Annotated in this window: 25 protein-coding genes and 1 tRNA gene; all 26 read left to right on the top strand. The window is 49.0% G+C overall.

Annotated features, from left to right (window positions below; translation table 11 throughout):
- Positions 1-12: 12 nt before the first annotated feature.
- The 26 genes from RX717_RS12795 (at position 13) to RX717_RS12670 (ending at position 19,810) form a co-directional block, all read left to right on the top strand.
- Positions 13-441: a hypothetical protein gene (locus tag RX717_RS12795; protein ID WP_316960347.1), complete on the top strand. Its 429-nt coding sequence runs from the start codon at positions 13-15 to the stop codon at positions 439-441.
- A 919-nt stretch (positions 442-1,360) separates the two neighbouring features.
- Positions 1,361-1,434, top strand: a tRNA-OTHER gene (locus RX717_RS12790).
- Positions 1,435-1,514: 80 nt separating this feature from the next.
- On the top strand, positions 1,515-1,940 hold the full coding sequence (locus RX717_RS12785) for a terminase small subunit (protein WP_442908808.1): 426 nt from the start codon (positions 1,515-1,517) through the stop codon (positions 1,938-1,940).
- A complete protein-coding gene (locus RX717_RS12780) occupies positions 1,933-3,207 on the top strand; it encodes a PBSX family phage terminase large subunit (RefSeq protein ID WP_316960345.1) in 1,275 nt (424 codons plus the stop codon). Before RX717_RS12785 ends, RX717_RS12780 begins: the two co-directional genes overlap by 8 nt.
- Positions 3,200-4,615 carry a phage portal protein gene (locus RX717_RS12775; RefSeq protein ID WP_316960344.1) on the top strand — a complete coding sequence of 472 codons (1,416 nt, stop codon included), beginning with the start codon at positions 3,200-3,202 and terminating at the stop codon, positions 4,613-4,615. The genes RX717_RS12780 and RX717_RS12775 overlap by 8 nt, the downstream gene beginning before the upstream one ends.
- Entirely contained in the window at positions 4,615-5,007 is a 393-nt protein-coding gene (locus RX717_RS12770) for a hypothetical protein (protein ID WP_316960343.1), read from the top strand. The genes RX717_RS12775 and RX717_RS12770 overlap by 1 nt, the downstream gene beginning before the upstream one ends.
- A 114-nt stretch (positions 5,008-5,121) precedes the next feature.
- Positions 5,122-5,748 carry a DUF4417 domain-containing protein gene (locus tag RX717_RS12765; RefSeq protein WP_316960342.1) on the top strand — a complete coding sequence of 209 codons (627 nt, stop codon included), beginning with the start codon at positions 5,122-5,124 and terminating at the stop codon, positions 5,746-5,748.
- 156 nt (positions 5,749-5,904) lie between these two features.
- Entirely contained in the window at positions 5,905-6,489 is a 585-nt protein-coding gene (locus RX717_RS12760) for a phage scaffolding protein (protein WP_316960341.1), read from the top strand.
- A gap of 4 nt (positions 6,490-6,493) precedes the next feature.
- Positions 6,494-6,859 carry a hypothetical protein gene (locus RX717_RS12755; protein WP_316960340.1) on the top strand — a complete coding sequence of 122 codons (366 nt, stop codon included), beginning with the start codon at positions 6,494-6,496 and terminating at the stop codon, positions 6,857-6,859.
- A 12-nt stretch (positions 6,860-6,871) separates the two neighbouring features.
- Positions 6,872-7,918, top strand: coding sequence for a major capsid protein (locus RX717_RS12750; RefSeq protein ID WP_316960339.1), 1,047 nt, complete (start codon positions 6,872-6,874; stop codon positions 7,916-7,918).
- An 18-nt stretch (positions 7,919-7,936) separates the two neighbouring features.
- The gene (locus tag RX717_RS12745; RefSeq protein WP_316960338.1) at positions 7,937-8,329 is read left to right on the top strand and encodes a hypothetical protein; all 393 of its coding nucleotides are present in this window, start codon (positions 7,937-7,939) and stop codon (positions 8,327-8,329) included.
- On the top strand, positions 8,329-9,498 hold the full coding sequence (locus RX717_RS12740) for a phage minor capsid protein (protein WP_316960337.1): 1,170 nt from the start codon (positions 8,329-8,331) through the stop codon (positions 9,496-9,498). The genes RX717_RS12745 and RX717_RS12740 overlap by 1 nt, the downstream gene beginning before the upstream one ends.
- Positions 9,495-9,818, top strand: coding sequence for a hypothetical protein (locus tag RX717_RS12735; protein WP_316960336.1), 324 nt, complete (start codon positions 9,495-9,497; stop codon positions 9,816-9,818). Before RX717_RS12740 ends, RX717_RS12735 begins: the two co-directional genes overlap by 4 nt.
- Entirely contained in the window at positions 9,815-10,093 is a 279-nt protein-coding gene (locus RX717_RS12730) for a minor capsid protein (protein ID WP_316960335.1), read from the top strand. The genes RX717_RS12735 and RX717_RS12730 overlap by 4 nt, the downstream gene beginning before the upstream one ends.
- A gap of 107 nt (positions 10,094-10,200) precedes the next feature.
- Positions 10,201-10,638 carry a hypothetical protein gene (locus RX717_RS12725; protein ID WP_316960334.1) on the top strand — a complete coding sequence of 146 codons (438 nt, stop codon included), beginning with the start codon at positions 10,201-10,203 and terminating at the stop codon, positions 10,636-10,638.
- Between the two features lies 1 nt (position 10,639).
- On the top strand, positions 10,640-11,167 hold the full coding sequence (locus RX717_RS12720; protein WP_316960333.1) for a phage tail tube protein: 528 nt from the start codon (positions 10,640-10,642) through the stop codon (positions 11,165-11,167).
- Positions 11,168-11,170: 3 nt separating this feature from the next.
- Positions 11,171-11,563, top strand: coding sequence for a hypothetical protein (locus RX717_RS12715; RefSeq protein ID WP_316960332.1), 393 nt, complete (start codon positions 11,171-11,173; stop codon positions 11,561-11,563).
- Position 11,564: 1 nt separating this feature from the next.
- Entirely contained in the window at positions 11,565-12,101 is a 537-nt protein-coding gene (locus tag RX717_RS12710) for a Gp15 family bacteriophage protein (RefSeq protein ID WP_316960672.1), read from the top strand.
- A gap of 408 nt (positions 12,102-12,509) precedes the next feature.
- Positions 12,510-15,293: a phage tail protein gene (locus tag RX717_RS12705; RefSeq protein WP_316960331.1), complete on the top strand. Its 2,784-nt coding sequence runs from the start codon at positions 12,510-12,512 to the stop codon at positions 15,291-15,293.
- A complete protein-coding gene (locus RX717_RS12700; protein ID WP_316960330.1) occupies positions 15,290-15,673 on the top strand; it encodes a hypothetical protein in 384 nt (127 codons plus the stop codon). The genes RX717_RS12705 and RX717_RS12700 overlap by 4 nt, the downstream gene beginning before the upstream one ends.
- Positions 15,674-15,675: 2 nt before the next feature.
- Positions 15,676-17,784 carry a glycine-rich domain-containing protein gene (locus RX717_RS12695; RefSeq protein WP_316960329.1) on the top strand — a complete coding sequence of 703 codons (2,109 nt, stop codon included), beginning with the start codon at positions 15,676-15,678 and terminating at the stop codon, positions 17,782-17,784.
- Entirely contained in the window at positions 17,784-18,017 is a 234-nt protein-coding gene (locus RX717_RS12690) for a hypothetical protein (protein ID WP_316960328.1), read from the top strand. Before RX717_RS12695 ends, RX717_RS12690 begins: the two co-directional genes overlap by 1 nt.
- Positions 18,014-18,619: a hypothetical protein gene (locus tag RX717_RS12685; protein ID WP_316960327.1), complete on the top strand. Its 606-nt coding sequence runs from the start codon at positions 18,014-18,016 to the stop codon at positions 18,617-18,619. The genes RX717_RS12690 and RX717_RS12685 overlap by 4 nt, the downstream gene beginning before the upstream one ends.
- A gap of 4 nt (positions 18,620-18,623) precedes the next feature.
- Complete coding sequence (locus RX717_RS12680; protein WP_153802409.1) at positions 18,624-18,773, top strand: hypothetical protein; 150 nt, start codon at positions 18,624-18,626, stop codon at positions 18,771-18,773.
- Positions 18,774-19,436: a hypothetical protein gene (locus tag RX717_RS12675; protein ID WP_316960326.1), complete on the top strand. Its 663-nt coding sequence runs from the start codon at positions 18,774-18,776 to the stop codon at positions 19,434-19,436.
- Positions 19,436-19,810, top strand: coding sequence for a hypothetical protein (locus tag RX717_RS12670; protein ID WP_316960325.1), 375 nt, complete (start codon positions 19,436-19,438; stop codon positions 19,808-19,810). The genes RX717_RS12675 and RX717_RS12670 overlap by 1 nt, the downstream gene beginning before the upstream one ends.
- The last annotated feature ends 4 nt before the right edge of the window (positions 19,811-19,814 follow it).

The following is a 19,814-nucleotide window of genomic DNA, read 5'->3' as shown; positions in this document are numbered from 1 at the left end:
GGGGAGAAGGGCTTGACCAAAAAGGAACTGTCGCAACTGTATTGGCTGAACAGGGAAATAGAGGAAGAGAAACGGAAGCTGTCAGAGCTTGAGGCGGCAGCAGCAGGATGTACGGCAAAGATCACTGGACTGCCGCATGTGTCGGGCGTACATGATAAAATCGGTGACTTGGGTATCCTGATCGCCGAGCAGAGGGACTTGATCGATCTCAAGGTACGTCAGTCGGTAATAGAATATAACCGGCTGAATCGATACATAGCAAGTGTAGATGATGCGCAGATGCGGATGATTCTATCCTTGCGGTATGTGAATGGGTTGTCTTGGCAACAGGTGGCGTTTAGTATGGGCGAAACGGACGAGCAATATCCGAGGCGCAAACATAACACATTTTTACGGAAAAGTGAAGTTGACGAAAAAGACGAAATAAATGTAGTACAATGATATTGAGCAAAGCCCCGAGGGGCTGAAACTCAAAAGCCTGAAATTCATGTTTTCCTCCATTTCTACCCGTCCGGCCGGTGCTGGGCGGGATATGCCCCCGAAGCTGCATGAGGCAGAGGGGGAGCCATAGTTTTTCCCGCGCCCGACGGGTTATTCGGGCAATATGCGGCGAGCATGATGCGAAGCGACGCAGGGCGGGCATGCACAAACTGCGAAGTGCGGCGGCTCATTACCGTCACGCCGCCCCATGAGGTAGGTGATGCAAAATGGTACAGCTTGACAGAAGCATAAAAGAACAAATGTAGAGTATGCGGTGGCGGAATAAGGTAGACGCTATGGTGACGGGTAGAGTGGCACCTATTATCCTGCTGGCGGTGCGGGTATAGTCCCTCGTGTTTGCAGGCCGCAGAAATGCGCGACGGGCGTTAGACAGCAATCCACTCATGTGAGGTGCAAATCCTCACCCGCATATCAGGAGACTGAACCCGCCAAGCCTATGGCGTTGCGTAAAAGCAATGATATGCGTAACAAGGCGGGTCTTTTGCGTCCCTAAGCCTGCATGAGGGCGGCGGGGCAAAAGGCTGGGCGCGTAGCGCTCGGTGTACTGACAGCGCGGAAAGACGCGCCGACTAAAGGGAGTTACCAACTGTCGTTAAATAAGTGGGGCAACCGTGCAAACCGGATATCATCGCCCACGCGGGGCGAGGCGAAAGCCAAAGCACCAAAGGCCACGGGGCAAGCGCAAGCTCATGAGCAAGGCCGCGTGCCAGCAGCGGGATATAAAAGACTGGCTTGAATTGTCCGCACCTGCACAGCACGCACCATGTATGTGCCTGAAAATACATGGAAAAGAGGTGGAAATCCCTTTCCTTGGCGTAGTGTGTGCAGGGCGGGCGATACCCGCGATAAGCGGGTATACGGGAAGGTAGCTTAACGGAAAAGCGGGATGGACGCGTGTCAACGTTGCTGGTTCGATTCCAGCCCTTTCCACCATGTTACATATCATAAGCCGCTATCCTGACGGGTGGCGGTTTTGTTTTGCGCAGATTGGAGGTGGCGTTATGGCTGCGCGGCTGACGGATAAACAGAGACGATTTATAAATGAATACTTGATTGACTTGAACGCGACACAAGCGGCAATCCGTGCAGGGTACAGTCGTAAAACCGCCGATAGGATCGGTCCTGAACTACTTGGGAAAACTTGTGTTTCAAAAGCAATACGGGAAGCAAAAGCGGAAAGACAAGAAAGAACCGAAATCACACAAGACTATGTGCTGCTTAAACTAAAAGAAATAGCGGACAAAACAGCTTCGGATGCGCAGGATAGCGATTTGAAATATTCAAACAAAATTAAAGCGCTTGAATTGCTGGGGAAGCATGTGGGTGTGTTTGATGGAAAAGAAAAGCCGGAACCTGATAGCTATGGAAAACAAGCGTTGGCTGACATGCTGCGAGCGCCCAAACCAAACCGAGATATAAAGGATTTTGAAGATGGATAATATACCAGCTCCATTTACCGAGCGGCAAATTGAATATTTCAACCGATCGCTGCATAGCTGGTTCAACGTAGCAGAGGGAGGAAAACGCGGCGCTAAGAACGTATTGCAGACCATGTCGTTTTGTGCGCGGTTGGAAAAGCATCCGAACCGGTTCCATCTGATTGCGGGGGTATCTACAGCATCAGCCATGCTGAATATCATAGACTGCGACGGATACGGCATGATTAATTATTTCGGGAAGAATAATTGTCGCGTCGGTAAATATCAAAATCGGGATTGTATTTATGTCAGGACCGTTTCGGGGGATAAGATAGTCCTGGTATCTGGTGGGCGAAAGGACGGGGATGAAAAGTCCATCAAAGGCAATACCTATGGACTTGCATACATCACAGAGGCAAATGAGTGCCACCCCAAATTCGTTCAAGAGGTATTCGACCGAACATTAACCAGTGCCGACCGTGGTATTTATCATGACTTAAACCCAAAAGGCGAAAACCACCCATACTATACGGATGTGCTGAATTTCCATGCGGAAAGACAGAGAAAGAATCCGGAGTATGGGTTTAATTATGGGCATTTTACGATAGCGGACAACCTTTCTGTATCCGATGATAAGCTCAAGGAAATTCTCGCGACCTACGATCGAAAGAGCATATGGTATCAACGGGATATATTAGGGCTTCGGAGAGTAGCCGAAGGGCTTGTGTATCCGATGTTTTCTGCAGACAGGCATGTAACGCGAGAAAGCGGATCAGGGAACCGATATTTTGTTTCCTGTGACTACGGTACAATTAATCCGACGGTGTTCCAGCTTTGGCGATTTGATATGATGACATGTAAATCTACCTGCGTGCGAGCGTACCGCCATGACAGCCGGAAAGAAAAGAGACAGAAAACAGATGAAGAATACTACGTCGACTTGGAAAAGTTCCTTTCAGGGCAGTATGTCGAGTATATCATCATAGACCCGTCAGCGGCTTCATTTAAAGAAACCATCCGGCGACATGGGCGGTATCTGGTGCGTGATGCAGACAACAGCGTGCTGGATGGGATACGCCTGATGGGTACGCTTCTACAGGCGGGCTATCTGCAATACCATGAAAGCTGTACCAGCGCAATTGACGAGTTCGGTATGTATATGTGGGATGATAAATCTCAAGAAGACGAAGTTATCAAAGAATATGACCACGACATGGACGCATCACGGTATTATGTGCAGACAGTAGTGCGAAAAGAGGTGCGGTCAAGGGGGATCATAAATGTTTGAGAGGATAAAACAATTTATACGGGCGGTGAGGACAGCGATGATTCCTGCAAATAAAATTGAAGAGCTGACAGGCGCAGCACCTTTATACGATTCTGTGATGCAGACACATATCGCGCTATGGCGTAGCATGTACATGGATAATGCTGAATGGCTTGGGAAACATGGAAACCGTACTGTTCAGTCGTGCGGTTTGCCTGCGGCGATATGCCGTGCGGTCGCCCGACCGGCCACGATAGAAAGTACGATAACCGTTGAGGGCGGAACGCGAGCGGCTTACCTGAATGGCAGCGTACAAGGAATGCTCCCACACATAAGAACGGATGTGGAAAAAGGGCTTTCTGTGGGTGGCTTTTTCTACAAGCCATTCGTGGACGGGAACCGTATTCTTGTTGATTTCAATACGGTTGGGACAGCATATCCGGTCAGCGTGGATTCAAATGGAGAAATTGCATCAGCGGTATTTTCTGATACGAAGCGCGAAAAGAACCGGTATTATACAAAGCTGGAATTTCATGAGCTGAAAAATGGAACATACACCATCCGCAATCGCGCTTTTGTATCTGATCAGAACGGGAATATAGGAAATGAAGTGGCTCTTGGAACTGTATCAGGGTGGGAACAGATTACACCGGAAATCCATATTCAAAACGTAGATCGTCCTCTATTTGGTTTTTTTAAGGTCCCAATGGCGAATAACATTGAGCCGGAAAGCCCGCTTGGGGTATCTATTTATAGCGGTGCGGCGGTTGGCCTTATTCAATCAGCAGATGAACAGTGGGAGCGGTTGATGTGGGAGTTCGAGAGCGGGGAACGTCGAATCCTTATGAGCGACAGCGCGATCCCGCCGCAAATTTTTGATGAGAGCGGACTTCCACATGTCAACCCACTATTACGGGATCGTTTATTCCGACACATGCCGTTCGGGGATGAAGACTTTTATCAGGCGTTTTCGCCGGAGTTTCGCAATGATAGCTTATACAAAGGGTTCCAAGATACGTTAAAGTTGATTGAATTGAATTGCGGGCTATCATTCGGTACGCTTTCCGACCCACAGACAGTTAACGCTACAGCGACTGAAATTGTATCAAGCAAACAGACGATGTATGTGACAGTGCGCGATACACAAGCCGCTTTAGAACATGCGCTGAATGGTTTGTTATATGGCATGGATGTTTATGCTACGCTGTATGGGCTTGCGCCGGCAGGAGATTGGACCTTGAAGTGTGATTGGGGAGACGGTGTTGTGCAGGATACCGAAAGCAAGCAGAAAGAGCTTGCCGACATGCGTAACGATGTGAGCGCCGGCCTGATTCGCGGAGAATTATATATTGCCAAAAAATATGGCGTAACAGAAGAAGAGGCAAAAACGATGATGCCAACGGTAGAGAAACTAATGAGGGAAGAATAGTGGGAGGACGCGGAGCAAGCAGCGGCAGGAGCGGAGGAAAACCTTATGGCAGTGAGTTTAGGACGCTTCTGCAATCTGGAAACATCAAATTCGTTCAGTACAACGGCAGTATGTCAGCAAAAGCCCCCCAGGAGACAATGACACATGGGCGCGTTTATGTAACGGTAAATGCTGCTGGCACATTGAAGCATATTACATATTACGACACAAAAAATAAGAGAACAAAGCAGATAGACCTCGACAGACCACATGATAAAGTTTCCCCGCATACGCATCATGGTTACATTCATAGCGAGAAAGATGGCGCGAAAGGGTATGCGAAACTGACAAGCAAAGAAAGGGAAATGGTTGAGCGAGTAAAAAAAATATGGTACAATCGACATAACAAGTAGTGGTGTAAGGGCAGCACGCCTTGTTGGAGGAGGTTCCGGTTCGAGTCCGGACGCTTGTTATGCCGTAAGGTGCAGAAATGTATCTTACGGCGTTTTTGTTTAATGGAGCATATTGTGATTGATTTTGAAAACCTTGATAAATGTCTATTTCATGGTGTTGGATATTACGATATCCCTCAGATTGAGCCGGTGACAGAATATCCCGATGGGGAATTTATTCCAATGAACTATGCAAACAAAGAAAAGAATCCGGCGGAGAAAATAATACATTGTTTTGTGCATGATTATCAGTTTTCTCGGTATTGGAACCGGCCGGATAATTACATTCAGAGGTTATCGCAGTTTCGTGCTGTTTGTTCCCCAGACTTTTCAACATATACAGATATGCCGCTTGCGATGCAAATATATAACCACTATCGTAAACATTGGATAGCTGCATATTGGCAGCGCCATGGGATCACAGTTTATCCATCCATATCATGGAGTGATGAAAGAAGCTTTGAATGGTGTTTTGACGGCGAACCGAGGGGAAGTGTAGTGGCGATTTCCAGCGTTGGAACACAGGCTGACAAAAAGAGTAAACGGTTATTTATTAGGGGATACGAAGAGATGATGGATCGATTGAAGCCATTATGTGTTATTTGCTATGGACGTGTTCCAAAAGAGTGCGGACAAAAAATTATCGGAATACCACCGTATTATGATGTTATTGTAAATCGTAGAAAAGGGTTAGTAAAATAAGCAGAGCGCCGTGTGTAATTCATGGCGCTTTTCTTATACCTTGTCCGCAATGACATTAAACTACGGAATGTCAAAATTGGCTATCCAGCAAGCCTAAAAGTGCTGGGCGGGAGGTCACGGCAACGACCTAAAAAGCCTACCCGCAAAGGAGGTCATATGAAAACAGAAGAATTACTGGAAATCGGGTTGACCGAGGAGCAGGCAAGCAAGGTCCTTGCCATCAACGGAAAGGATGTCGAGCGGTATAAAGCGCAAGCTACGAATGCAAAAAAGGATATTGAAGATCTGAAAACGCAGCTTGAGCAACGCGATGCTGACATTGCTGATCTGCAAAAGAAAGCAGAAGGTAACGCAGACCTGCAGAAGAAATTCGGCGAATTGCAGGACAAGTACAACACCGAAACAACGGAGTTTCAAAACAAGCTTAATGCGCGTGACTATGCTGATGCAGTACGATCACACATTGCAGCGAAAGGCTTGAAATTCACATCCAAGGCGGCAGAAAAGGCGTTTATCAATGATTTAACAGCTAATAAGCTGGAACTTAAGGACGGAACGCTGACAGGATTTGACGATTACTGCAAGAAACAGCAGGAATCCGACCCAGACGCATTCCAGAGTGAAAAGCCCGCTCCGACGTTTGTCAATCCAATTCAAAACCCAGCCCCCAAACCGGTAAGCGCAGCGGGGCTGGCAGCGCAGAAGTATTCTGCACAATTCACACCTAAAGTAAAGGAGTAAAGAAATGGGTACTTATGTAAACAAAATCGACGGTAAGACCAGGCCGAACTTTCTTGCAAGCGAGATCGGCTTGGTACAGAAAACAAGGTTGATTCCCGACACGATGGGAGCGGAAGACGGGACGAGAAAAATCGTAAAAGCGGGCACCGTGTTCCCTGCAAATGACCAAACAGCGCAGGGCATTGTATTCGAGGATGTAGACGTGACTTACGGCGACCGCATCGCCTCCGTGATCGTTGCCGGCCGAATTTATAAAAATCGCTTGCCGGCTGAGCCTGTCGCTGGAACTGGGGAAAGCGATAGCGCAGTTATTGCCTTACAGAAGAGCGGCATTGTATTTGAAGATGCCCCCGAGACTACGAGAGCGTAAAGGAGAAAGAATATGGCTGAATTTATTGAACTGCTGAAAGAGGCTGAACTTATCGACTTTGGCCGGAATTTTAGTATTGAACGACCGGCGCTGCCCGGCGACCGACTGCTGCCGGATATGAAGACGCAGAATATTGCTGCAAAATATCTTGCAATGGCGGACAGCGCGTACCTGCCGACGATGGCGACGGTACACGCGCTGGATGCAGAGGCGGAAATTGGTTCCCGCCCGACCGCGAGCGTTATCACGGTCGAGAAGTTGCTCATTAAGCGCAAGATCAATATGTCTGAGCGTGTACGTCTGCTGCGCGACCACGGCGTGCAGAACAATGAGATTCTCGATTATATTTATGACGATATGGGGCGGCTGGCAGAGGGCGTTAAAACGCGAACCGAGGTTGCAAAGCAGGAGCTGCTATCGTCTGGTAATATCACCATCGACGAAAACCATGTTGATGCGGAAATCGATTTCGGCGTACCGTCCGCAAATGTCGGATACACGTTTGACTGGTCCAGCAACACCAAAGCAAAGTCAATTCTGGACGATTTCCAGAAAATCAAAGATGCAGCGTCCAAAACTGGACGCATCATCCGAGAAATTGAGACTTCGTCGACGGTGTTTAATGCCATTGCCAAGAATGAGATTGTACAGACTGCGCTCTTTGGTTCTGCTTCGGTAGGCCGCCTGGCGACGCAGGATGAAGTAACCAGCCTTTTCACACGCTTGTTTGGCATCGAACGTATCACTATCAACGATCTGACTTACAACTATGAAAAGGCCGCTGGAACACTGACCACCGCACGCTATTTCCCGCAGAATAAGATCAGCTTCATGGCAACGCTCGCCAATGGCTCTATTGGCGCAGGCCTGTGGGGTGTAACGCCGGAAGAGGAGGCGCAAGGCGCGTTTACCGCGGCATCGAGTGACCAGTACATCACCATGACGCAGTGGCAGACCCCCGATCCGGTAGCGATCTGGACAAAGGCCAGCGGCATGTTTATCCCTGTGCTGCCCGACCCGAACGGCCTGTTTGTGGCAACTGTTACGTTTCCCTCGTAATAGAAAGGAGTGACCGCCGTGTACGCGGATTATATATTCTACAAGTCATGTTACAAAGGCAATACCATAAGCGAAGATGATTTTGAGCGTTTATCTGAGCGCGCGGCGGATATCATCTCCTGTGCAACACTTGGCCGCTCTGATGGGAATTTAAGTGAATATACCATGAATCGAGTAAAAAAACTTAATTGTGCGCTTGCAGAGGTGGTACAAAATCAGGAAGCAGCAATAAACGCAGTGTTTTCTTCTGATGGAGGGGCGATTTCATCTGAAAGCGTTGGTTCATGGTCGCGGAGCTACGGCGCAAATTCAGCGATATCCGCACAGGTTCAAAGCATTCCGGAACAGCAAAAATCGCTGATAGCTCAATACCTGTTTGGAACGGGGCTGCTGTATGGCGGTGTAGGATAATGAAATTCCCTGTCACGCCGGAATATCTGGATGCAGCACCGCAGCCGCTGGTGGATGCAATCAACGGGCTTGAAATGGATATCCTGCGCGAAATATGTTCACGCTTTCGGCTGACTGGTGAATTGAATGAGGTAGCGATCAACGATATCCGCGTATTGCGCGGGTACGGGGTTGATATGAAAACCATTGAGAGGATGATCGCGAAGCATTCCCGATCAACAGTGCCGGAAGTTCAAGCTGCGCTTGATAGAGTGGTTGAGCTTAACCGCACTTATTACAATGATTTGGCCAGCAAAGCAAGCATTACAATGCCTGCGCATATCGTTTCTGCTTATGATATCAGCTTAATCCGGTCGCAAATGCTGGACGGATATCGGAACATCACCCGTTCTCTTGGATTTGCCGTACAGACAGGCGGCGGGATCACATTTCAACCGATTGCAAGAACATACCAGGCGGTATTGGATAAAGCAGAAATGAAAGTACATTCCGGAGCATTTACGGTTCAGCAGGCATTGGAGGATGCTGTTCGCGAGATGGCAGACAGCGGCATCCGAACCGTAGATTATGCCAGTGGATGGATGAACCATGCAGATGTAGCCGCAAGGCGCGCGATAATGACGGGGCTGAATCAGGTTACCGCAAAATATTCAGAAGCAGCAGCGGAAGTATTGGAAACCGATCTGTATGAGGTCACAGCCCATCGAGGGGCGCGAGACAAGGGTACTGGATGGCAAGATCATAAAAACTGGCAAGGCAAAGTTTACAGTACGCGCTCGGACAGCAAATACCCGAACATATACACGGTTTGCGGCTTAGGTGCTGTTGACGGGCTTGAAGGAGCCAATTGCCGGCATAGGAAGTACGCTTTTTTAGAGGGTGTATCTGAACGAGCCTATACCGATGAAGAATTGAAAGCGCTCGACCCACCTCCGTTTCAATACGAGGGCAAAACATACAGTGCCTATGATGCAACGCAGATGCAGCGGAGGCTTGAGACTGCAATGCGGAAGCAGGAGCGACGTATTATTGCATTTAACGCATCAGGGAATGCGAAGCAGGCCAATAATGCAAAGATACGCCTGCGCGCATTACAATCTAAATATCGGGCGTTCTCTAAGGCTGCAAAGCTGCCGACACAGTTTGAAAGGGCAAAGGTGATCGAATGAAACTGCCACATACAGTGACGTTATTCCAGCCGTCCGGCCGGACAGTCCTTTCCGGTGTCCTGCTGGAATCTACGCGCGGCACATCCGTATCCAAAACAGCGATGAACAGTGCGGATACAGTGACGTTACATATCCCGTTTTCCGTTGCGCCGGATTTGCGGCTCGACCCTGAAACGGATTACTTCGCCTATGGCGACGTGCCGGACGAGGGGAACTATCAGGCGAACAGGGAAAAGCACGAGGTGTACCGCGTGACTTCGGTTGCGCGGTATGACTACGGCTCCCCCCAGATGCGGCATTGGGAGGTGGGCGGAAAATGATACGGTACTCTCTTGCTATTGATATTCCGGATGATATGCTGGATGGACGGATAAAAAAAGCGAACGCCTGGTTGCAGGAAGAAATTATTAAAGACACCGACCAATTTTTACCTGCGCTCACAGGAACCTTATCAACCAATGTCCATCGTGACGGGAATGTCATTGTATACGCAATGCCATATGCGCGCTATTTGTATTATGGGAAGCTGATGATAGACCCCGAAACGGGAAGCAGCTATGCCAGAAAAAGGATCAAGGAAAGCACTGACAGATAAGAACTTAGTATTTAATAAGTCAATGCATCCACAAGCGACCTCGCACTGGTTTGAAGTAAGCAAATCCGTGAACGAAGAGAAATGGGAGCAGGGGGTGAAGAAAATCCTTGCCGACAAGTAAAAAGATAAGCTATGTAACGGCACGTGAACAGGAGGGCATATCGCGTGCCGTCCTTTCATGGCTGAAAAAACATAACCCTGATATCGAGTTTGAATATCTCCCGCCAGAAAGGTCGGGGATGAGCTTGACGACCATCCAAGGGGCGTATAAGACAGCACAGTATATCGATGGAAGCTATGAGGCGCAATACCAATTCGGGATACTGTACAGGTCCCTGCCCACAGATAGCGAAGAACGGTTAGACGCGGAAAGCGAATTGAATAAACTTGGCGAATGGGCAGAGGAGAATTGGCCGGACTTGGGCGATGAGAAAAACGTCACCACCGTGCAGCGCACATCTTCCGCGAGCCTGCTTGCAAGGTATGATGACAACGTAGAAGATTATCAAATACTGATGACAATGGAATATGAAGTAGGAGGTTAATATGGCAGTAACAGAAAAAATCAAAAGACCGCTGATCGCACATTTTCTTGATGTTGGAGAGACGTTTGGGGAATATTCGGCGGCAACATGGGCGCGCCTTGGCAAAAACGTTACCGAGGCATCAACTGACTATGGCGCACAGACCGAAACTGAGCAGGACATTATCTCGGAATCGGCCACAACGGAAATTACCGGATACCAGCCCACCATGAGCGTATCCCAGCAGTGTACAAAGGGCGACGAGGTGTTTGAGTATGTGAACCAGAAACGGAGAGGTCGTGCCACTCTTGGAAGCTCGCATTCCTGGCTGCTCAATATTGATATGTGGGATTCTACAGGGGAAAGCCCTGATATCACATACAAGGCAGAAGTACAGGAGGTTTCCGTACAGGTCGATACCTATGGCGGCGCAGGTGGCGAGACACCGACCTTGGAGTTCACGCTTAACTATGTAGGCGACCCGATCCCAGGGACGGTAAAAATTACGACTGGCAAACCGACATTTACGGCTGATGGAGTAGGGGTGTAATAAATGGACAGCATCAGAATTAATAATGGCGTTAAGGTGATCGAGGTAAACGACGCAGGCGATACGATCCGCCTGCCGCTGTCTGACGACAGCTTTGTAAAAGGCTTTTATGGTCTTTTGAACGATATCAAAACGCAGGCAGAGGCGATTTCAGCTAAGAAGGCCGATATTGCAGAAACAATTGACGACGTTGTAAAGTTTGATGAGGAAGTACGCGATAAGACGGATGCGCTGATCGGGGAAGATACCTGTAAAAAGGTGTTTGGTGATGTTCTCCCGTCCTCTGATATGTTCATTGAACTGTTTACCAAACTGCTGCCATTTATTGAGGATCATACCAACAAGCGTGTCGCTAATATGAACAAGTACAGCGCGGAGCGTGTCGGCAGTGTATAACATGCTGCTTGACCGGCTTCCGGAGGATTATGAGGGATATCTGATCCGGACGGATTACCGTATCGGCATCCAGATATCCCTCGTTCTGGATGATCCCAATCTATCAGAAGAAGATCGGATATGGGTTGCGTTGTGCCTCCTCTATGGGAAAAGCATGCCTCCGCTTGAAACTGCGCTTGCCGGCATGACATGGTTCATGCGCTGCGGAGAGGAAAAGGAGATGGAAAGCGGCGGCAAGCGCCTTATGTGGTTCGATTTTGACGCAGCGCGGCTGTATTCATCATTCAGACAAACGTTTGGAATCGAATTGCATAAAACCAAACTGCACTGGTTTGAGTTTGTGGCGTTGATGGAAAGCCTTGATGAATGCAGCGCGCTATCGCATGCCATACAGATACGGGGTACTGATACCAGCAAAATGAAGGGCAAGCAAAAGCATGATTACGAACGATTGAAGCGGAATCTGACCCCCGCGCCAGCGCTTTCCGATGAAGAAAAAGAGGCGGTAGAAGCGTTTTGGGCGCAGTTTGATGGGTAACTACTATTTCATTTGCAAAAAACCTCATAAATTGACACTGGACAGCGCGCTATGATATAATAAAAAAGCCCCCATAAGGGGGCGGGCGCAGTCGTGCCAGCGGTAGGCGGTTAAGTCTTGCCCCTGAAAGGGGGCGGTTGTATGGAATATCTCGTAATACTTGTTATTATACTTGTACTTATCGAGCGTATTTTAGACAATAAAAAGAAGTAGCCGCCCTCACGTCCAAATGAAGCGGCTACTTTAGCTGAACCATTGGGGCTAACCGTCTACCGACTGCGCCCTTTGTATCTATATTATATCATGCGTGCTGCCAATGTCAAGGCAGAAACAACTCAACACATAGACCACCTTACACATCGTAGGGTGGTTTTCTTATGCCCATTTTTAAAAGAAAGGGGTGATTGAATGGCAAATGCAGACGGCTCCATCAGAATAGAAGCTACCGTAAGCGACGAACAGGCTAAAAAGCAGATCGCCCAAATGTCAAAGGATATTGAGAAGCAGACTGCCGCCGTAGAACGTCAGGCCGAGAAAGTCAAGAAGCTTGCCGCGCAATGGGAAAAGGTGTCCTCCGGCGGCGCGCGCGGGCTGAAAATGAAGTCTGATTTGGAAGCGACGGAAGCCGAGGCAAAAAAGCTGGCGCAGCAGCTTGAAGAGGTAAACGCAAAAGCATATTCTGCGCAGGCCGAATATAGCGAAAAGCTCAAACAGGCTGCCGTGGGCGCGATTCCACAGGAAGAGTTTTCTGAATCCGCGCAAAGGTTGAATGCCCTTACCGCAGAATCAGACCGCCTCGCCGAGGGATTGAGAAAAGCCGACGAAAAAGCCGAGCAGCTTCGTCAAACGCTGGCAGAAACGGTTGAGAGCGCATGGAACAGCACAGTTGGGCAGAATATTGCGGGAAACTTGTCTAATGAGCAGACCAAGCTCGAGAACATGCGTGCGGGGCTGCAACAGTCAAAAGCTGAATTTTCCGACTTCTCGAATACAGTAAATGAAAAAATAAGGCAGAACAACAGTGTTATAGGAAAACTGAAAACTGCCCTTGCCAACACCTTCGGGAGCCTGAAAAAGAATCTCGGCAGCGGCATCGGGGCGGCTGCTGATAAGGCGAAAAACAAAATCAGTTCATTCGGAAAATCCAGCGCCAAAGCGCTAGATAAGACCGGAAAAAAGGCAAGCGCCGTTGCAGTCCGCCTCCGCAGCATTGTTGCGGGCGCGTTGTTTTTCAATATCATATCAAGAGCATTGACCGCCTTGACCGAGGACTTGGGAAAGGCGCTGCTTGCAAATAAGGATTTCGCAAAATCATTCGGCCAGATCAAGAGCAATCTGCTGACAGCGTTTCAGCCAATATATGACACGATCCTGCCGTGGCTCAACATGCTGATGAAAGCCTTGGCGCAGGTTACAGCGCAGATGGCGCAGTTTGTAGCGTCTGTATTCGGCACTACTGCACAAAAGGCACAGGAGAATGCGGATGCCCTGCATCAGCAGGCGCAGGCGACGGAAGAGACAACGCAGGCGACAAAGGATGCGGAAAAAGCCCTTGCCAGCTTCGACACCATTCAAAAGCTTGGCAATAGCACGGAGAAGCAGGAGCAGCCGAAGCCAGGCGAACCGCAATTTGATACGGATTATTCGAAAATCCCCATGCCGCAATGGCTGACCGACTTCTGGAAAGTGTTTCAGGACTCGTGGGCGCAATATGGGCAGGCGACTATTGATTCAGCGAAAGCCGCGTTGGAAGCCCTGAAAGGCATGGTTTCTGCAATTGGCCAGTCATTCATGAGTATTTGGACGAATGGCACGGGCGTAGCAACACTGAATAACCTGCAATTTCTGCTTCAAACCATCCTTGGTATCGTAGGCGCTATTGCAAATGCCTTTAGGACGGCGTGGGAGCAGAACAACGTCGGCGAACAAATGCTGCAAACCCTGATGAATCTGCTCAATACCATAATCCAGATCATAGCATCCATTGGTCAGGCGTTCCTCGCTGCGTGGGAAAATGGTAATGCCGGACAGGCTATGTTGAGCGCGATCATGACGATGGTACAGCAGATAGCCAGCTTTGCAAATTCCATAGGACAGGCGTTTTTGACAGCGTGGAATGAAGCGGGATTGGGACAATCCATTTTCTCGCATATTCTTTCCATCGTGCAAAATACCGCTACGGCTATCGGCAATATAGCGGAACAGCTTCAAATTGCATGGGAGGCCAACAACAACGGCGTTCAGATATGGGAGGCGATTCTTGGAATTATCGATAGCATTGTCGGCACGATTGATGAGATCACACAGGCAACGGCTGAGTGGGCGGCGCAAATCAATTTTGAGCCGTTAATGGCATCGGTAAAAAACATACTGGAAGCTATTAAAAGTCTTATAGATACAATTGGTGGTATTCTTTCGAGGATATATGAAGATGTGATACTTCCACTGTTAACATGGGTTATTCAAACAGCACTCCCGACACTTGTGAATTTATTGGGCAATGTAATCAATTTTTTGGCAGAACATGAAGGCGTTCTGCAAACCGTTACAGCTCTTGTAATTGGATTTGTGGCGGCGTGGAAGATTGCACAAATTATTGTGCAGTTGGGGAAAATGGCTCAAACAATATCTGGAATTATCGGTTTGTTTGCGGGAAATCCAATTTTAATTGCAATAGCAGGTATTATTGCCGGAATAGTTCTACTGATTGCTAATTGGGAAAAGGTAAAAGAAACCGTTATAAACGTATTTAACGCTATCGTAGAAGCGATTCAAAAGGCAATAGATGCGGTGAAAAATTTCTTCGGAGCTATCGGAGATAAAATTTCGAGCGGGCTATCTTCCTTTTTTGGCATTGGAACAAGCACATACTCGCTATACGCAGAGCCTTTGCCTAAATCGCTGTACTCTCTTGATAATCTCCCCCATCTCGCATCCGGCGCAGTAATCAGCCCCAATAATGAGTTCCTCGCCGTTCTGGGCGACCAAAAAGCAGGAACAAATATTGAAGCGCCGCTTTCAACGATTAAACAGGCGCTTTCCGAGGTTCTGGCAGAGCGCGGTGGAGCGAATGGGAGCGCGCCTATCGATCTGTACATTGATGGTCAGAAATTCGCGCGCATTACCGGAAACTATAATTCATCCGAAACGCGCCGCAGAGGGATGAATCTTGTTACAGGGGGCGCGCTATGATATTGACAGTTGACAATGTGGAGTATGACGTACTCGTTCCTGCAGGTGGTGTAAAGCGCAGCTTTCAGGTTATGGATGGCGAGAACGCGGGGCGGGTAATGTCCGGCAGAATGACGCGAGATATTAAAGGTACATTCTATAACTATGAATTGCAAATATACCCAAAGATTGGCCACTATTCAGACTATGACAGTCTGTATGAAGTGCTTTCTGCTCCGGTTGACAGCCATATGGCCGTTTTACCATATGGTCAGGGCATGTCTACATTTGAAATGTATGTAACAACCGGACAGGATACGCTTGCACGCAAAAACGCAAGTGGAACCTACTGGACAGGGCTTTCTGTTCAGTTTATCGCTATGGAACCGCAGAGGACATGAATATGGGAAACAGAATCGAATACTTGGATAAAACCTTTGAGGGTACTGAAATAAAAAGCGGCAACCCTTACTACGCGCGGTCGCTTTTGTCGAGTTCTCTTGAGATCGACACGTTCAGTTTTGAGGTAACAAGCGACGATACGACGCTGACACAATTTCAAAGGAATACCCCATTGACGTATTTTCACGATGATACGCAAATGGGGACTTTTTATGTCCAAAAGATATCCAGAGAGAATATCAACACCTACCGCTTTGACTGCACCTCCACCGTCGGCCTGTTAGACGAATCATATCACAATGGAGGCATCTATACCGGCCAGACGGTAGATGAGGTGGTTACGGATATTTGCAGTCCGTATCTCGTTATTGTAAAGAACAATATCAAGAGTATCAAGCTGTATGGCTGGCTCCCCATCGCCACAAAGCGCGAGAACCTGACGCAAGTCCTGTTTGCGATCGGCGCAACGCTCAAGGTGGATTATAACGGGGTAATCCGCATAGAGGGGTTATGGGATTCCCAGTCAGCGGAAATCGATGCAGACCATATGTACAGCGGAGGTTCGGTCGAATACGCAACGCCCGTGACGCAGGTTATCGTAACCGAGCATGCTTATAACCAGACTGCAACAGAAACCGTAGACCTGTTTGAGGGTACCGCATCGGCCGGCGATAAGATCACATTCGACGAACCGTGTTATGACCTCGTTGCAGACGGATTCAGGATTACGGAATCCGGTGCAAATTACGCGATTGTAACTGCGGGCAGTGGGAAGCTGACGGGCAAGAAGTATGTGCATACCACAAGACAAGTAATCAAGGATATCGCGCCGAAAACGCGGGACCTGATAGACCAGTCGGACAGCGTGGTAAAGGTCGAGGGTGCAACGCTTGTTTCGCTTGCCAACTCAAACGCCGTTGCGGAAAGGCTTGTAAGCTATTACTCATGTAACGAGCGCATTGTAAGCGATGTGCTGGTGCAAAGCGAATCCCCAGGCGATGTGGTGAGCATTGTACATCCATACGGCGGTACGGTAGAGGGCTGCATTGAATCCTCGGATATTACAATGTCGAAAAAGCTGAAATCAAATGAGAGCGTCCTTGTCGGGTACAAGCCGCAGAACATAGGGGATGTGGAGTATTACGACAAATCGGAGATATTGACCGCCTCGGGTAACTGGACAGTGCCGGACAATGTGACAAGTGTCAGGGCTGTGTTGATCAGCGGTGGACAGGGTGGATTAACGGGAGAAAAAGGCGAAGATGGCAAACAGAGTAACCAGGGAGGCACAGGCGGAGCTGGAGGAAAAGGCGGAGAGGGAGGAAATGGGGGAAGAATCCTTCAATCGACTTTAAATGTAAATCCAGGTGACACCTTTACGGTTACTATAGGAACCGGAGGCGCTGCGGGAGTAAACGGAACGGATACAACATTCGGCTCCTTGTCTACTGCAAGCGGTTCCTCCTCACCCAATGGATTTACAGATCCCTTCACAGAAGTGACCTATGCGGCCAAAGGAGAAAACGGAATGGAAGGCGGTAAAGGCGGCGATGGAACAAAAAGCGAAACAGCTACGCGAGCCTCTAATGGTGCAGATGTATTAAGCTTCTTTGGTGGGCAAGGTGGTAATTACGAATACAAAAAGCGGGAAAGTGGAACACACGCAGGGAAGAGCGGCTATGCAGGCGGCGGCGGTGGTGGCGGCGCTGCAAACGGTGGAAACGGAGAAGATGGCAATGATGGCATGGTAGATTGGTTGGATGATATTACCGGCAATGGTCCAGGATACCACTGTATTGGTGGAGCAGGTGGCGACGGAGGCGCGGCAAATATACCGCCAGAAAAGGAATCAGTGCCCGGGCAAGGCGGGACTGGTGGAGCAGGTGGCGGTGGTGGCGGTGGCGGCGGTTATCCGCGCGGTACAGTTCCATCGGCAGACTGGGTTGGAACTGGTGGCAGCGGCGGCTCCGGAGGCCCAGGAGGTGCGGCTGGCGACGGCTGCGTTATCCTGTATTATTCCCAACCCAAGGAGGGCAGCTTGGGCGGTGCTGTGAAAGATAAAAACGGGAAAATCATCCTTGATAAATACGCAAGAAAGCTGGTGGTTTAATGGCCTACGATGGGAAATATACAAGCGAGCAAATTGATGCTCTGCTGGATGCGCTGACCGCAGGAACAGCAGGATATTACACCAGCAAATACGGTGGCGAAGAAATGGATGCTCTGCTTGACAAGGTGGCAGCTTCAAACGTATCACTGGCCGCAGCCAATGTCTCACTGTCCGAAAAGGTGCAGCAGCTTGAAACCCGCATTGCGGCGTTGGAGGGAGAGGTTACAGTGTGAATTATCCTGAAATTACTTTCTATAACTGGACGCTCTCCGCGTCATGTGACGTAATTGCGCGGCAGTATGATAATAACTCCCGCGCCCTCTATGTTGTTGGCGAGCTGCCGGAGGGATACGAGTGGGACATGCTGGTGTCCGTAGGGGACAACCTCAATATCATACGCCTGTCGCCAATGGATGAGGGCATTGGTGCTGTCCTGACAGACGACCAGCTTGCATTCGGCAACGTGGCTTACACCATGCAGCTTAGAGGGACACAAGGGGATGTTGTCCGGCACACGAACAAGATTTATCCATACATACCGGACAGCCTTTCAGGGGATGCACAGTGGCCGACGATTCCATCTGAGTTCTCCGACTATGAAAAGCGGCTGGAAGAACTGAATGACCATCCCCCGATGCCGGGCGACAATGGATTTTGGCTGATCTGGAACACGGACACACATGAATACGAAGAATCCGACGTTCCGCTTCCGAGTGGTACAGGCTCGGGAAATGTATCGTCCAAAGAAATCAACGTGATAAAGGTATTAGACCTTGCGGAATATGAGGAGCTTCCTGAAAAGGACGCAAGGACGCTGTACCTGATCAGGGGGTGAGGGGATGATAAGTGTCGGTGCTGATGCAATATCCCAATTGTTTATAAAGGATATGGGGATAAAAACCGCAGCAATTGGAAACGAAATCATTTATACCCGCCAAGGAGGATACTTTTACCTCGAACTGAATGCGGATGAAAAGGAGAATGAATAAATGGCAAGTTATTTTAACTTAACCCTTGATACCACGGCTCCGTCTGGCCTGACGTTAAGTATTAATGACGGAGCGCTGTACGCAACCAGTACGGCGGTCAAGCTGACGGTCGGCTTATCGGATGAAGTGACCACCGGCTACCAGATGAAGATTTGGGGCATTGACGGTGTGGATGAAGAAGCATCGGCAAGCTGGGAAACCTTTGCAAAGACAAAGAGCGTCAACCTGACAAGCGGCGACGGCTTGAAAACCGTACATATCAAGGTGCGCGACGATGTAGGCAATGAAACCGAGGAAGTATCGGACGATATTACGCTGAATACTGCGGTTCCGGTTGTGACGATTACTGGTCCCGACAAAACGAAGATTTCCAAGGTTGAGGGATTCAACAAGTCCAAGATCACCTTTACCTGTGATGTTGACTTCGCGGAATACAAGGTATGCGTTGTTCCGCAGACCAGCTCCACGCAGGATGCAGGTACGGTCATTCCCACGACTGCCGGTTCTATTAACACGAGCGGTTCCGATGGAAGTTATCCTAAGACTACGCCCATCGAAGTCACTATTACCGGTACCGACCTTGAGACTGCATCTTCTGGCGACAGCGTGAAGATCGTCAAGGTGTTTGTAAAGACCGCCGCAGGCATTTGGAGTGTAGCCTGATGGCCGCACCCCATTTGACATTCTCCATTACGGGGGAAAAGATTTCAGCGGTTTCGGGATTTGACAAGGTAATTGTGGCTTTTCAGTCGGATATATCTTATCAAGCTTTTGAGTGCCGCGCTACGAAAGTAGACGAAGATTGGGGCAGAGGGAAAGGGGCGCTGATCGCGTCTTTTTCCCAGACCCCAGCTAATACACAGCGGCAATTTGATGTTTACGACGATTTCCTGCTGAAAGGCGATGGGGAATACCGGATTTCGCTTTATGCCCAAGGCGAGGACGGAAGCTGGAACGATAATTACTATTACATCCCGCAGGACAGTTCAATGTATATCTGCGCGGATGGGGAACCGTATCTTTGCATGAGGGAGTGATGAC

This window comes from Intestinibacillus sp. NTUH-41-i26, assembly GCF_032769475.1.
Taxonomy (GTDB): Bacteria; Bacillota; Clostridia; order Oscillospirales; family Butyricicoccaceae; genus Agathobaculum; species Agathobaculum ammoniilyticum.
The sequence above is the reverse complement of the archived record's forward strand: the minus strand, read 5'-3'. Positions and strand labels throughout refer to the sequence as shown.

Coding starts and splice junctions, on each gene's coding strand:
- RX717_RS12780 (WP_316960345.1), top strand. CDS start 1,933: ATGGATAATATACCAGCTCCATTTACCGAGCGGCAAATTGAATATTTC.
- RX717_RS12775 (WP_316960344.1), top strand. CDS start 3,200: ATGTTTGAGAGGATAAAACAATTTATACGGGCGGTGAGGACAGCGATG.
- RX717_RS12760 (WP_316960341.1), top strand. CDS start 5,905: ATGAAAACAGAAGAATTACTGGAAATCGGGTTGACCGAGGAGCAGGCA.
- RX717_RS12755 (WP_316960340.1), top strand. CDS start 6,494: ATGGGTACTTATGTAAACAAAATCGACGGTAAGACCAGGCCGAACTTT.
- RX717_RS12750 (WP_316960339.1), top strand. CDS start 6,872: ATGGCTGAATTTATTGAACTGCTGAAAGAGGCTGAACTTATCGACTTT.
- RX717_RS12740 (WP_316960337.1), top strand. CDS start 8,329: ATGAAATTCCCTGTCACGCCGGAATATCTGGATGCAGCACCGCAGCCG.
- RX717_RS12735 (WP_316960336.1), top strand. CDS start 9,495: ATGAAACTGCCACATACAGTGACGTTATTCCAGCCGTCCGGCCGGACA.
- RX717_RS12730 (WP_316960335.1), top strand. CDS start 9,815: ATGATACGGTACTCTCTTGCTATTGATATTCCGGATGATATGCTGGAT.
- RX717_RS12720 (WP_316960333.1), top strand. CDS start 10,640: ATGGCAGTAACAGAAAAAATCAAAAGACCGCTGATCGCACATTTTCTT.
- RX717_RS12715 (WP_316960332.1), top strand. CDS start 11,171: ATGGACAGCATCAGAATTAATAATGGCGTTAAGGTGATCGAGGTAAAC.
- RX717_RS12710 (WP_316960672.1), top strand. CDS start 11,565: ATGCTGCTTGACCGGCTTCCGGAGGATTATGAGGGATATCTGATCCGG.
- RX717_RS12705 (WP_316960331.1), top strand. CDS start 12,510: ATGGCAAATGCAGACGGCTCCATCAGAATAGAAGCTACCGTAAGCGAC.
- RX717_RS12700 (WP_316960330.1), top strand. CDS start 15,290: ATGATATTGACAGTTGACAATGTGGAGTATGACGTACTCGTTCCTGCA.
- RX717_RS12695 (WP_316960329.1), top strand. CDS start 15,676: ATGGGAAACAGAATCGAATACTTGGATAAAACCTTTGAGGGTACTGAA.
- RX717_RS12690 (WP_316960328.1), top strand. CDS start 17,784: ATGGCCTACGATGGGAAATATACAAGCGAGCAAATTGATGCTCTGCTG.
- RX717_RS12680 (WP_153802409.1), top strand. CDS start 18,624: ATGATAAGTGTCGGTGCTGATGCAATATCCCAATTGTTTATAAAGGAT.
- RX717_RS12675 (WP_316960326.1), top strand. CDS start 18,774: ATGGCAAGTTATTTTAACTTAACCCTTGATACCACGGCTCCGTCTGGC.
- RX717_RS12670 (WP_316960325.1), top strand. CDS start 19,436: ATGGCCGCACCCCATTTGACATTCTCCATTACGGGGGAAAAGATTTCA.